General features: G+C 60.4%; 11 protein-coding genes and 1 pseudogene. 2 read left to right on the plus strand and 10 right to left on the minus strand.

Features of this window, described 5'->3' with window-relative positions; translation table 11 throughout:
• Positions 1 to 38: 38 nt before the first annotated feature.
• From nadE to KI241_RS27510, 3 genes are read right to left on the minus strand one after another with little or no spacing between them, the layout of a single operon-like run.
• The gene (gene nadE / locus KI241_RS27500) at positions 39 to 890 is read right to left on the minus strand and encodes an ammonia-dependent NAD(+) synthetase (protein WP_047739384.1); all 852 of its coding nucleotides are present in this window, start codon (positions 888 to 890) and stop codon (positions 39 to 41) included.
• A gap of 1 nt (position 891) precedes the next feature.
• A complete protein-coding gene (gene pncB / locus KI241_RS27505) occupies positions 892 to 2,121 on the minus strand; it encodes a nicotinate phosphoribosyltransferase (RefSeq protein WP_212803195.1) in 1,230 nt (409 codons plus the stop codon).
• 9 nt (positions 2,122 to 2,130) lie between these two features.
• The gene (locus KI241_RS27510; RefSeq protein ID WP_047739382.1) at positions 2,131 to 2,778 is read right to left on the minus strand and encodes an isochorismatase family protein; all 648 of its coding nucleotides are present in this window, start codon (positions 2,776 to 2,778) and stop codon (positions 2,131 to 2,133) included.
• Positions 2,779 to 2,947: 169 nt separating this feature from the next.
• Here KI241_RS27510 and KI241_RS27515 point away from each other — a divergent pair, with 169 nt between their 5' ends.
• Together KI241_RS27515 and KI241_RS27520 are read left to right on the plus strand one after the other, a co-directional pair.
• Entirely contained in the window at positions 2,948 to 3,505 is a 558-nt protein-coding gene (locus KI241_RS27515) for an adenylyltransferase/cytidyltransferase family protein (protein WP_042727798.1), read from the plus strand.
• Positions 3,495 to 4,201 (plus strand): annotated as a pseudogene (locus KI241_RS27520) (NUDIX hydrolase). Before KI241_RS27515 ends, KI241_RS27520 begins: the two are co-directional and overlap by 11 nt.
• 3 nt (positions 4,202 to 4,204) lie before the next feature.
• Here the strand turns inward: KI241_RS27520 and KI241_RS27525 are convergent.
• The 7 genes from KI241_RS27525 to atpD form a co-directional block, all read right to left on the minus strand.
• Positions 4,205 to 5,461 carry a HipA domain-containing protein gene (locus KI241_RS27525; protein ID WP_212803196.1) on the minus strand — a complete coding sequence of 419 codons (1,257 nt, stop codon included), beginning with the start codon at positions 5,459 to 5,461 and terminating at the stop codon, positions 4,205 to 4,207.
• Positions 5,454 to 5,912, minus strand: coding sequence for a helix-turn-helix transcriptional regulator (locus KI241_RS27530; protein WP_042727801.1), 459 nt, complete (start codon positions 5,910 to 5,912; stop codon positions 5,454 to 5,456). The genes KI241_RS27525 and KI241_RS27530 overlap by 8 nt, the downstream gene beginning before the upstream one ends.
• Positions 5,913 to 6,225: 313 nt before the next feature.
• Positions 6,226 to 8,061, minus strand: a complete 1,836-nt coding sequence (glmS, locus tag KI241_RS27535) for a glutamine--fructose-6-phosphate transaminase (isomerizing) (protein ID WP_047739378.1) — start codon at positions 8,059 to 8,061, stop codon at positions 6,226 to 6,228.
• A gap of 1 nt (position 8,062) precedes the next feature.
• Positions 8,063 to 8,839 (minus strand): DeoR family transcriptional regulator, encoded by a 777-nt coding sequence (locus KI241_RS27540; RefSeq protein ID WP_042727803.1) that lies wholly within the window; start codon positions 8,837 to 8,839, stop codon positions 8,063 to 8,065.
• Positions 8,840 to 9,045: 206 nt separating this feature from the next.
• Complete coding sequence (gene glmU, locus KI241_RS27545; RefSeq protein ID WP_212803197.1) at positions 9,046 to 10,413, minus strand: bifunctional UDP-N-acetylglucosamine diphosphorylase/glucosamine-1-phosphate N-acetyltransferase GlmU; 1,368 nt, start codon at positions 10,411 to 10,413, stop codon at positions 9,046 to 9,048.
• Between the two features lie 114 nt (positions 10,414 to 10,527).
• On the minus strand, positions 10,528 to 10,953 hold the full coding sequence (locus KI241_RS27550; RefSeq protein WP_024777790.1) for a F0F1 ATP synthase subunit epsilon: 426 nt from the start codon (positions 10,951 to 10,953) through the stop codon (positions 10,528 to 10,530).
• A gap of 45 nt (positions 10,954 to 10,998) precedes the next feature.
• Positions 10,999 to 12,375, minus strand: coding sequence for a F0F1 ATP synthase subunit beta (gene atpD / locus KI241_RS27555; protein WP_042727805.1), 1,377 nt, complete (start codon positions 12,373 to 12,375; stop codon positions 10,999 to 11,001).
• Between the last annotated feature and the right edge of the window lie 10 nt (positions 12,376 to 12,385).

Raw genomic sequence — 12,385 nt, forward strand, 5'->3', positions numbered from 1 at the left:
TCCACTCCCTTCGAGATCCGTGTCCCATTAAACACTGTTCAGGCGGCCTCGCCGTCAATCGGCACGGCCGGGACCCGGGGCAGCGCTCGCTTGTGCGCCGTCCTGGCGTAGGCGCCCTCGATGATCCGTTGCGCCTCGGGCGAGACCTCTTCGCCCATCAGGTACGCATCGATTTCCTCGTAGCGGCAGCCATAGGCGTCTTCATCCAGCTTGCCAGGGGCCAGGTCCTCCAGGTCCGCGGTCGGCGCCTTGTGCACCAGGTGCGCCGGGGCGCCCAGGGCGTCGGCCAACCCGCGGACCTGGGTCTTCGTCAGCCCGGACAACGGCGCCAGGTCACATGCACCGTCGCCAAACTTGGTGAAAAAGCCCATCACCGCCTCCGCGCCATGATCGGTGCCCACCACCAATCCCTGGCTCAGGTTGGCGATGGCGTATTGCGCCAGCATCCGGGCCCGGGCCTTGGCGTTGCCCTTGGCGAAGTCGGTGAGCGCTGCCGAAGGCTGCAAGCCGTCGAGGACGATATCGGCCATCAGCCCGTCCACGCATGCGGCGATGTTGCACGTGGTGATCACGTCCGGCTGGATGAAATCCAGGGCTGCCTGGGCATCCTGTTCGTCGGCCTGGGCCTTGTAGGGCAACCGGACGGCAATGAAACGCGCCTCGTGGTTTTCATCCCGCAGTTGCTTGACCGCCCTCTGGCACAGCAACCCGGCCGTGAGCGAATCGACGCCGCCGCTGATGCCCAGCACCAGGGACGTACAACCCGACTCGCGCAGAACCTGCTGGATGAACGCGACGCGACGGGCGATCTCGGCGGCTTCACCGCCTGGTTTGAGTTGGCGATCGATGCCCAGTTCCCGGGCAATGGTCTGTTGCACAAGCGAAGTCATATCAGGCTCCCAGTTGTGGATTGATCAGGGCAACGTTGAACACTTGAGCGGCGTACCGCAGGAACGAAACATCCTCACAGACGTTCTTGACCGGATCGTCGGAGAACTTCACGACCGGCTCGCCATGGACCCGCACCAGTTTCATGACGATGCTCAGCGGCTCGACACCGTCGACATCGCAAGCCAGGCTGGTGCCCATCCCGAAGCCGAACTTGGCCTTGCCACGCACATGCCGCAGGATCGGCAGGCATTTTTCGAAATTGAGGCCGTCGGAAAACATCAGGTCCTTGGTGCGCGGATCGACACCCAGCACCTTGTAGCGGTCCAGCACCTTGTCAGCCCAGAGGATAGGGTCACCGGAATCCTGGCGCAGGCCGTCATAGAGCTTGGCGAAGTACAGGTCGAAGTCCTTGAGGAAGAAGTCGGTGCTGATGCAGTCCGTGAGCGCGATGCCCAGGCGGCCGCGATACTCGCGTACCCAGTTTTCCAGCGCGGCGTTCTGGCTCTCGCGCAACCGGCCCAGTTGCTGGTGCACCATCAGCCACTGGTGGGCCATCGTGCCGATCAGCGGCAGGTCGAACTCGTAGGCCAGGTGAGCGTTGCTGGTGCCGACAAAAACCCCAGGGAAATCGCTGCGCATGACGTTCACCACTTCGCGCTGGGCCCGGAACGACAGCCGCCGACGGGTGGAGAAGTCCGAGACACGGAACTCGGCGAGCTCTTCACGGCTGGCGTTTTTCTCCAGCCATTCGAACTTCTGGTACAGCTTGCGGGTGACGTCGGCCAACTCGACATCCGGGTACTTCTCGCGGTTGCGCAACTCACTGACCATGGCCAGTACCGGTTGCTCGAACATGATGCAGTGCAACATCGGGCCACGGACGCGGATATGCAGTTGGCCGTCGACTTCCGACACATGGATGTAGCGCAGATTGAAGCGGAACAGGCCAAGAAACTGTTCGAAGTCGGCGGTCAGGTACTCGCGAAAACGCTTGTTGAACAGGAACCGCTGCTCGCCTTCGCGCAGTTGCAAGCCGGCGAGTTTCTCCAGTTCGACCCGAATCTGCGGGATCAGGTGGCCAAGCCGCTCCTTGGAACGCACGATGAACTGGTATTCCACTTCCACGTTGGGGTGCTGGTGCAAGACCGCCTGCATCATGGTGAAGGTGTAGTAGTCGGTATCCAAAAGGCTCTGGATGGTGCCGTTGCTTGAATCGAATGCGCTGTCCATGGGTCTTCCTTACACGCTTGCCAGTTGAACGGTTTCTTCGCGAGTCGCGGCCACCGCGATGCCCGCTTGCTGCATATCCCGGATGGCCTGGAGGGCGCCCTCCTCGCTGATGGCCCGGCAGGCCGGCAAGTGGATGATCACCTTGAGCCCGGCGCCCGCCAGTTGCAGCGCGGTGGTCTTGACGCAGAAATCCAGCGCCAGCCCGCCGACGATGACCTGCTCGACACCTTGGCCCTTGAGGTACTCGATCACCCCGGTAGAGAGCTTGCCGTGCAAGTCGTGGTAGCACGCGCCGTACGGGTGCAGGTCCGGCTCGACGCCCTTCCAGATGAAATAGTCGTAGTCGTAAGGCGTCGGCAGTTCGTCCAGCAGGGTGAAACCTTCGGTGCCGGGCACACAGTGACTGACCCATGTGATGTCGGCGTGCGCGAGCCCGGTGGGCTTGAGCATCTGCGCATGGTCGGCGACCACCCAGGGCGCTTGGGGCGAGTGGGCATCCTTGCTGCCGATGCGCAGGCTGGCCAGGGACGCGATGAAGTTCAACTCACCGCCGATCTGCTCGCCGCCAGGCACCGGCAGCTCATCAGGGCAGAGCGGGGTAAAGCTCTTTTGCGCATCGACATCAAAGGAAGCGGTTTTGCGAGTCAGGCTGTTCATGCTGGGTTTCTCCTGTTCATGGTCGATACAGTACACAACATGTACTTTCACAACAAGCTTCGTCTGCAAAATTTTTTCACGCCCATATCTATTAAATATGGGATCCGGAAGATGTCGTTTGAGATCTTTGGTGATAAAGTACACGTCACGTACCAATAGAGGATCAGCCATGTTCGAGATTGCGCTTTATGGCGGTGCCTTCAATCCGCCTCACGCCGGCCACGCCCAGGTGATGATCGAGGCGTCCCGCCAGGCCCGGCGAGTACTGGTGGCCCCCAGTTTCAGGCACCCTTGCGGCAAACGAATGGTCGACTATGAGGTGCGTATGAAGTGGCTGGAGTCGATCGTCGAGCACATCCAACCGCTGTGCCGCACCGAAGTGCGCGCCAGCCGGGTGGAGCAGCTCGTGGCCCGTGGCGTCGAAGGCCCCATCTACAGTTACACCCTGCTCGCCCACCTCGCCGACAGCCTGGCCCTGGACGGCAAGCGGATCGCGCTGGTGGTGGGCCAGGATGTGGCCGAGCAGTTGCCGAGCTTCTATCGCGGCCAAGCCCTGCTGGAGCGTTTTTCCATCCTGTGCGTGGAGGAAAGGCTCCACGTGCGCAGCACACTGCTGCGCGAACGCCTGGCCCTGGGCGAACCGCTGCCCAGCCACTGGATGGCACCGGGCATGGACCCGTTAAACTATGACCTTTATGCGACCTACGGAAACCGACATGCGCAATAGCACCGCCCCCACGCGCGATTACCTGCATACCATCGACCTCTGCGTGCTGCGCTTCAACCGGCAAGCCCAGGCCATCGAAATTCTCTTGAACCGCAGGGAGGCCGAACCGTTCGCCGGCCACTGGGCGCTGCCCGGGATCGTAGTCAATGGGGGGTTGAAGACCTGACGCTGAACGACGCAGTGGAGCGCCTGCGTCACTCCAACAAGGTAGGGATGCCACTGGCCTGGATCGAACAGGTCGGCACCGTTGGCGACGCCTTCCGCGACCCGCGTTGCTGGTCGTCGTCGACGTTCTACCTGGCGATTGCCAGCGAGGCGGTCCAGCTCGCCGAGCACCAGGGTTTCTTCCCGCTCAAGGACGTCGCGGATGCCGCGATCAAACTGCCTTTCGATCACAACAGCCTGGTGGCCGCCGTCCAGGAACGGCTGTTGTCCAAATCCCTCTACAGCAGCCTGCCGCTGATGTTCCTCGGCACCGAGTTCAGCGCGCCGCAAGCCGTGGGCATCTTCTCTGTGGTGCTCGAACGCCCGGTACTCAAGACCAGCATGCGCCAGCGCCTGCTGAAGATGACCGAAGCAGGCTACCTGCAAGAGACCGGGCGCAAGAAAAGCGGCGACGGCGGCCGCCCCCAGCGCACGCTGGAAAACCTGAAGCCGGGCAGCGTTTATCTTTTTGACCGGTGTTTTCTGGAGTAGCGCTTAGCGAGCAAGCGCAAATGCTGGCGCCATCCGCTCCTGCTCATTGCTTGAGATGCCCAGATAGCACGCGACCCTGGGCCATTTTCTGACGACGCCCTGGAATCTTTGGATGGTTTGTCTGGCATCGTCAGCAGAGACGCGGAAGTAGCCGGCCACGCTCATTGCCAAATCAAGGTCTATGGCGTTATCAGCCTCTGAAACGTTGAGCCTCAGGCCAGTGTCACCAGGGACAGGGTTCATGTCATACGCAGGCGAAAGACGCCAACCGCGCCCTGGCTCCAATAGGAAGCCATGGTTTCGTAGATGATCGTCAGTATTCGAAACCAGCATGTTGAAAACAATTCTTCGCCAAAGCTCGGGAAGATCTACGTCGGCAGCGGCTCCCTCCCTGACCAATACCTCTGCAATCTCCAGGTAACTGGCCCCTGTATCATGCCCATCACCATCTTGGTGGTCCGTCAGGGTCATCGCTGAAGCAAAGTGAAGTCGGCCCCCCCTTGCTGTTCTGTCAAAGCGCTTAACCATGAAACAGTGATACTCACTCGCGTACCGTTGCGCTTTTCCTTCAGCCACATATAGCCCACAGCCTTGAGCCAATGTGTTGACGACCATCTCCCAGCCGCCCACGTCGTGGGCGTCTCTATTACTGGGAAATTTTCCTATCCAGAGAGCCTGATCGTCATCAACTACGCTTGCCTTGGGCCTCGCTCCACCCAGAGAACCACCTGGAGCGATGAGCATTCGAATCCAGTCCTGACCCTGTGCACCCCGATCCTCGCCAGCTTCGAATCGACGCGAAGCCTCTTCAAGCTCACGCATGCGGGCCATCGGTGGGGCGGCATGCTCCATATGGGCATCAAGGAACGCTCCTTCTTCCTCGACTTTGAAACGCAGTCCCCCTACCCGGTAGGCGTCGTGAACCCCGATGAGATAGTCCGAGTCAAACAGCCGTGCGTCCTGCGGTGCGACTCCAGCTCTTTTATCCCGCTCCAAGCGACGATCCATCAGCAGTCGCCCCCATCGATCAGGCGAGGAGTCCGATATGCACCCAAAGCAATTTCTCGCTGGATATTGCCTCCCTTCGTAAGGCTGAATCCGAGGGTCTATCGCAATCTGAGTGTGAATGGTTTGAAGAACAGCCCGCGCGTACTCAAACTCCATACGTTCGGATCCTGCCAATCTGCGGGAATGAAGGGTTCCAAGCAGTACGGGTGCTGTTTCATTCCAGTCTGCGTAGACGAAAATCCTTTCAGGCATCGTCTTCCCCTAAAAGCTTCTTAGCGAGTTCAGAGCTTGTCTGGCTTCGGCTATAAGCGGCTGGTGATGCAGAACTATTATCTTTTGCTGAGACGCTGACCAAGTTGTCCCAATGAAACTGCGGCAGCTTTACTTTTGGCTTGATGTGCTCGACTGCAGAACGCCCTTTCAATTCAGCATCTTGCAGATCACGGCCTAACTCATCCGTGCGCGCGAGCAATTCAAGGTCCTTCTCCAGGCCCAAGGCTACCAATACCGAGACGTAAGCCCCTATGGTTACAGCAGGACTGCCACTTTCCAGCGCCCTTAACGTTGGGGCGCTCATGCCCGCACGCGCAGCCATTTGCGTCGCAGTGATCTTACGACGCTTACGAGCCAGCTCGATCCGTTCGCCAAGCTGGCGCAGGAGCCGCTCAGCGGATGGCATGAGGGGTGCTGTTTTTTTGGGCATGGCCGTATTTTTTCAATTTCTTTGAGGATTTGAAAAAATACTAGCACAGAGATGCCTGATATCGGCTTCCAATGAGGAAAAGTGAAAGTATTTTTTTAATATTTAGAAAAAAAAGAAAAAATACCTTCAAACCCAAATTTGGTTTCTCAAGATGAGCCCAGATGTTTAGTCGGGTTCTCTTCAGCTATTTGGCGAAGCGCCAGCCATGCGTAAAGGACGATGCGGCTTGGACGAATGAGCGGGTTTAGCAGCGCTAAACCCGCTCAGATTCATTACGCAGAATCACCAAGAAACCTGGCTCTTGGTGGACGACTCACTCCACCGTCACAGACTTCGCCAGATTGCGCGGCTGGTCCACGTCCGTGCCCTTGAGCACGGCCACGTAGTACGACAGCAGTTGCAGCGGGAGGGTGTAGAGGATCGGCGACAGGATGTCGTGGATGTGCGGCATGTGCACCACGTGGGTGCCTTCGCCGTTGGTCATGCCGGCTTTTTCGTCGGCAAAGACGATCAACTGGCCGCCGCGGGCGCGCACTTCCTGCAGGTTGGACTTGAGTTTTTCCAGCAGCTCGTTGTTCGGTGCCACGGTGACCACCGGCATGTCGTTGTCCACCAGGGCCAACGGGCCATGCTTGAGCTCGCCGGCAGGGTAGGCTTCGGCGTGGATGTAGGAGATTTCCTTGAGCTTCAAGGCCCCTTCCATCGCCACCGGGAATTGCGCGCCACGGCCGAGGAACAGGGTGTGGTTTTTCTCGGCGAACAGCTCGGCGATTTTTTCCACGGTGCTGTCCATCGCCAGGGCCTCGCCCAGGCGCGTCGGCAGGCGGCGCAGTTCTTCCACTAGTTTTGCCTCGACGCCCTCGGCCAACGTGCCGCGCACCTGGCCCAACGACAAGGTCAACAGCAGCAGGCCGACCAACTGGGTGGTGAACGCCTTGGTCGACGCCACGCCGATCTCGCGGCCAGCCTGGGTCAGCAGGGTCAGGTCGGATTCACGCACCAGTGAGCTGATGCCCACGTTGCAGATCGCCAGGCTGGCGAGGAAGCCCAGCTCCTTGGCGTTGCGCAGGGCCGCCAGGGTGTCGGCGGTTTCGCCGGACTGGGAAATGGTGACGAACAGCGAATCGGGTTGCACCACCACCTTGCGGTAACGGAACTCACTGGCCACTTCGACCTGACACGGAATCCCGGCCAACTCTTCCAGCCAGTAACGGGCGACCATGCCGGCGTGATAGCTGGTGCCGCACGCGACGATCTGCACATTGCGCACCTTGGCGAACAGCTCGGCCGCTTGCGGGCCGAAGGCCTGGACCAGCACCTGGGTCTGGCTCATGCGTCCTTCCAGGGTGCGTTGCACCACGGCTGGCTGCTCATGGATTTCCTTGAGCATGAAGTGACGGAACTCGCCCTTGTCGGCGGCTTCGGCGCCGTCGCGGTACTGAACGGTTTCACGTTCGACGGCTTTGCCCTCGATGTCCCAGATTTGCACGCTGTCGCGGCGGATTTCGGCGATATCGCCCTCTTCCAGGTACATGAAGCGGTCGGTGACCTGGCGCAGGGCCAACTGGTCGGACGCCAGGAAGTTTTCCCCAAGGCCGAGGCCGATCACCAACGGGCTGCCGCTGCGGGCCGCCACCAGGCGATCCGGCTGTTTGGCGCTGATGACCGCCAGGCCATAGGCGCCGTGCAGTTCCTTGACGGTCGCCTTGAGGGCTGCGGTCAAGTCCGCCAGGTCCTTGAGCTTGTGGTTGAGCAGGTGGGCGATGACTTCGGTATCGGTGTCCGAAGTGAACACATAGCCGAGCGCCTTGAGCTGTTCACGCAGGGCCTCGTGGTTTTCGATGATGCCGTTGTGCACCACCGCCAGGTCGCCGCCGGAGAAATGCGGGTGGGCGTTACGCTCGCACGGCGCGCCATGGGTGGCCCAGCGGGTATGTGCGATGCCAAGGCGACCGACCAGCGGCTCGGCGTCCAGCGCCTGCTCCAGCTCACTGACCTTGCCCGGGCGGCGCATCCGCTCAAGCGTCTGGTCGTTGGTGAAAACCGCCACGCCGGCACTGTCGTAGCCGCGATATTCCAGGCGCTTGAGGCCTTCGATCAAGATTGCAGTGATATTACGTTCAGCAACGGCGCCGACAATTCCACACATGTTATTTCTCCTGGCTGACAGACGCGCAGATCACATTGATGCCGCGGGCCTGAATCTGATCGCGGGCCTCTACGGGCAGGCGATCATCGGTAATGAGGGTATGGACGCTGCTCCACGGCAGTTCCAGGTTGGGGATCTTGCGGCCGATCTTGTCGGCCTCCACCATCACGATCACTTCGCGGGCAACCTCAGCCATCACACGGCTCAGGCCCAGCAGTTCGTTGAAGGTGGTGGTGCCACGGACCAGATCGATACCGTCGGCACCGATGAACAACTGGTCGAAGTCATAGGAACGCAGGACCTGTTCGGCGACCTGGCCCTGGAATGATTCGGAATGCGGGTCCCAGGTGCCACCGGTCATCAACAGCACCGGTTCGTGCTCCAGCTCGTTCAGGGCCCTGGCGACGTGCAGGGAGTTGGTCATGACTACCAGCCCGGGCTGCTGGCCCAGTTGAGGGATCATGGCCGCCGTGGTGCTGCCGCTGTCGATGATGATGCGCGCGTGTTCGCGGATCCGCTTCACAGCGGCCCGGGCAATCGCCTGCTTGTAGCTGGAGACGGCTTTCCCGTTGTCGGCCACCAGCTCCTGCGGCATCGGCACAGCGCCACCGTAGCGGCGCAGCAACAGGCCGTTGGTTTCCAGGGCGGCGAGATCCTTGCGAATCGTAACCTCCGAGGTTTCGAAGCGTTTGGCCAGCTCATCCACACTGACCTCACCCTGCTCCTGGAGTAAGGCAAGGATATTGTGGCGGCGCTGTGGCGTATTGCGTTTCGACATGGCGAGATAAGTTTCGATTCGAAAGATAACGTAAGCAATCAAAACCTATTGCCGTGCAATCGTCAAGGCGGGGGCAGAAAAATTCAGAAATCATTAGATCAATGTGGGAGCGGGCTTGCTCGCGAAGGGGTCGAATCAGACAGTACAGCATGAACTGACACGACGCTTTCGCGAGCAAGCCCGCTCCCACAGGGGTTGTGGACAACTTAGGACTTCTTGATTTTCTCTGGACGCTTCCAGTTATCGATGTTGCGCTGACGCGCGCGCCCTACGGCCAGTTGCGATTTATCCACATTCTGGTTGATGGTCGACCCGGCTGCTGTCGTCGCGCCGCTGGAGATATCCACAGGCGCCACCAGGGAGTTGTTGGAGCCGATGAACACGTCCTCCCCCAACACGGTCTTCCACTTGTTCGCGCCATCGTAGTTGCACGTGATGGTGCCGGCGCCAATGTTGGTGCGGGCGCCGACCTCGGCGTCGCCCAGGTAGGTCAGGTGACCGGCCTTGGCGCCTTCGCCCAGGTGCGCGTTCTTCAGCTCGACGAAGTTACCCACATGGGCACGCGCCTCCAGCACGGAGCCAGGACGCAACCGGGCGAACGGGCCGGCGTCACTGCCTTCGCCCATGACCGCACCGTCCAGGTGGCTGTTGGCCTTGACCACCACGCCCTTACGCAGGGTGCTGTCCTTGATCACACAGTTCGGGCCGATGACCACATCGTCTTCGATCACGACATTCCCTTCGAGGATGACGTTGATGTCGATGACCACATCGCGGCCCACGCTGACCTCACCGCGCACATCGAAACGGGACGGGTCGCGCAGGGTCACGCCCTGGGCCATCAGGCGGCGGGCGGCGCGCAGTTGATAATGACGCTCCAGCTCGGCCAACTGCCGGCGGTCGTTGGCGCCCTGCACTTCCATGGCATCCAGGGGTTGCTCGGTGGCCACCACCAGGCCGTCCGCGACCGCCATGGCAATCACATCGGTCAGGTAATACTCGCCCTGGGCGTTGTTGTTCGAAAGGCGGCTCATCCAGTCACCCAGGCGCCCGGCCGGTACGGCGAGAATCCCGGTGTTGCCCTCGGTGATAGCAAGTTGGGCCTGGTTGGCGTCCTTCTGCTCGACAATCTCGGTGACCTGGCCGTCGGCATTGCGCACGATGCGCCCGTAACCCGTGGGGTCATCCAGCTCGACGGTCAGCAGGCCCAGCTGTTGTGGCGCAACCTGCTTGAGCAGGCGTTGCAGGGTGTCGACCTCGATCAGCGGTACGTCGCCATACAGGATCAGCACCGTGTCGGCGGTGATGAACGGCACGGCCTGGGCGACGGCATGGCCGGTCCCCAGTTGCTTGTCCTGCAGGACGAAATTCAGGTCATCGGCGGCCAGGCGTTCACGAACGGCATCGGCGCCGTGGCCGATCACGACATGGATGCGCTGTGGATCAAGTTGCCGAGCGCTGTGGATAACATGGCCAAGCATGGAACGCCCCGCCACCGGATGCAGTACCTTGGGCAGCGCCGAGCGCATGCGGGTGCCTTGACCGGCCGCGAGGATAACGATTTCGAGAGACATGACTGGCTACCAATCCTGGGTGGTCAGCGGCTGCGACCAGATGATGAGTGTCGGAAAAAGAAAAAGGGTAGCCGAGGCTACCCTTTTTAATCAATCACGCAGAAAGCGGACGGCTTAGCCGCCGAACTTCTTGCGGATCTGCTGGACGGTGCGCAGCTGGGCTGCGGCCTCGGCCAGACGTGCAGCAGCAGAACCGTAGTCGAAGTCTGCGCCTTTTTCGTGCAGGGCCTTCTCGGCAGCCTTGACGGCTTCCTGAGCGGAGGCTTCGTCCAGGTCGGCAGCACGTTGCACGGTGTCGGCAAGGACCTTGACCATGTTCGGCTGAACCTCGAGGAAACCACCCGAGATGTAGAACACCTCTTTTTCCCCGCCCTGCTTGGTCAGACTAATCGGACCTGGCTTCAAGCTGGTGATCAGCGGTGCGTGCCCCAGGGCGATACCAAGATCCCCCAGTTCACCGTGCGCAACCACAAACTCGACCAGACCGGAGAAAATTTCCCCTTCCGCACTGACGATATCGCAATGGACTGTCATAGCCATCTGATTGCCTCAACCTAAATTAGCGCCCGTTGCCGGGCGCCGGGATTACAGTTTCTTGGCTTTCTCGATCGCTTCTTCGATGCCGCCGACCATGTAGAACGCTTGTTCTGGCAGGTGGTCGTAGTCACCGTTGAGGATGCCTTTGAAGCCAGCAATGGTGTCTTTCAGGGAAACGTATTTACCCGAGGCACCGGTGAAGACTTCAGCCACGAAGAACGGCTGCGACAAGAAGCGCTGGATCTTACGAGCACGGGCTACCAACTGCTTGTCGGTTTCCGACAGCTCGTCCATACCCAGGATCGCGATGATGTCCTTCAGCTCTTTGTAGCGCTGCAGCACGTACTGAACGCCACGAGCGGTCTCGTAGTGCTCGGTGCCGATCACGTTCGGGTCCAGCTGACGGGAAGTCGAGTCCAGTGGGTCTACCGCTGGGTAGATACCCAGGGAAGCGATGTCACGGGACAGAACGACGGTGGCGTCCAAGTGGGCGAAGGTGGTCGCTGGCGACGGGTCGGTCAAGTCGTCCGCTGGTACGTATACCGCCTGGATCGAGGTGATCGAGCCTTGCTTGGTCGAAGTGATGCGCTCTTGCAGCACGCCCATCTCTTCAGCCAGGGTCGGCTGGTAACCTACTGCCGAAGGCATACGGCCCAGCAGTGCGGATACTTCGGTACCGGCCAGGGTGTAACGGTAGATGTTGTCGACGAACAGCAGAACGTCGTTACCTTCGTCACGGAACTTCTCGGCCATGGTCAGGCCGGTCAGGGCTACGCGCAGACGGTTTCCCGGCGGCTCGTTCATCTGGCCGTAGACCAGTGCCACTTTGTCCAGAACGTTGGAATCCTTCATCTCGTGGTAGAAGTCGTTACCCTCACGAGTACGCTCACCCACACCGGCGAACACGGAATAACCGCTGTGCTCGATGGCGATGTTACGGATCAGTTCCATCATGTTTACGGTCTTGCCTACACCGGCACCACCGAACAGACCGACTTTACCGCCCTTGGCGAACGGGCAAACCAGGTCGATAACCTTGATGCCGGTTTCCAGCAGGTCGTTGCCGCCCGCTTGTTCAGCGAAAGACGGCGCAGGACGGTGAATGCCCCAACGCTCTTCTTCGCCGATCGGGCCCGCTTCGTCGATCGGGTTGCCCAGTACGTCCATGATCCGGCCCAGGGTCGCTTTACCGACCGGTACGGAGATGGCTGCGCCAGTGTTGTTGACGTCCAGACCGCGCTTCAAGCCTTCGGTGGAGCCCATCGCAATGGTACGAACCACGCCGTCGCCCAGCTGCTGCTGGACTTCCAGGGTGGTTTCGGCGCCTTGAACCTTCAAGGCGTCGTAGATGCTCGGTACGCTGTCGCGTGGGAATTCCACGTCGATAACGGCGCCGATGATTTGAACGATACGTCCGCTACTCATAGCTGGATCC

The organism is Pseudomonas sp. Cab53 (assembly GCF_018325965.1).
Lineage (GTDB): Bacteria > Pseudomonadota > Gammaproteobacteria > Pseudomonadales > Pseudomonadaceae > Aquipseudomonas > Aquipseudomonas chlororaphis_E.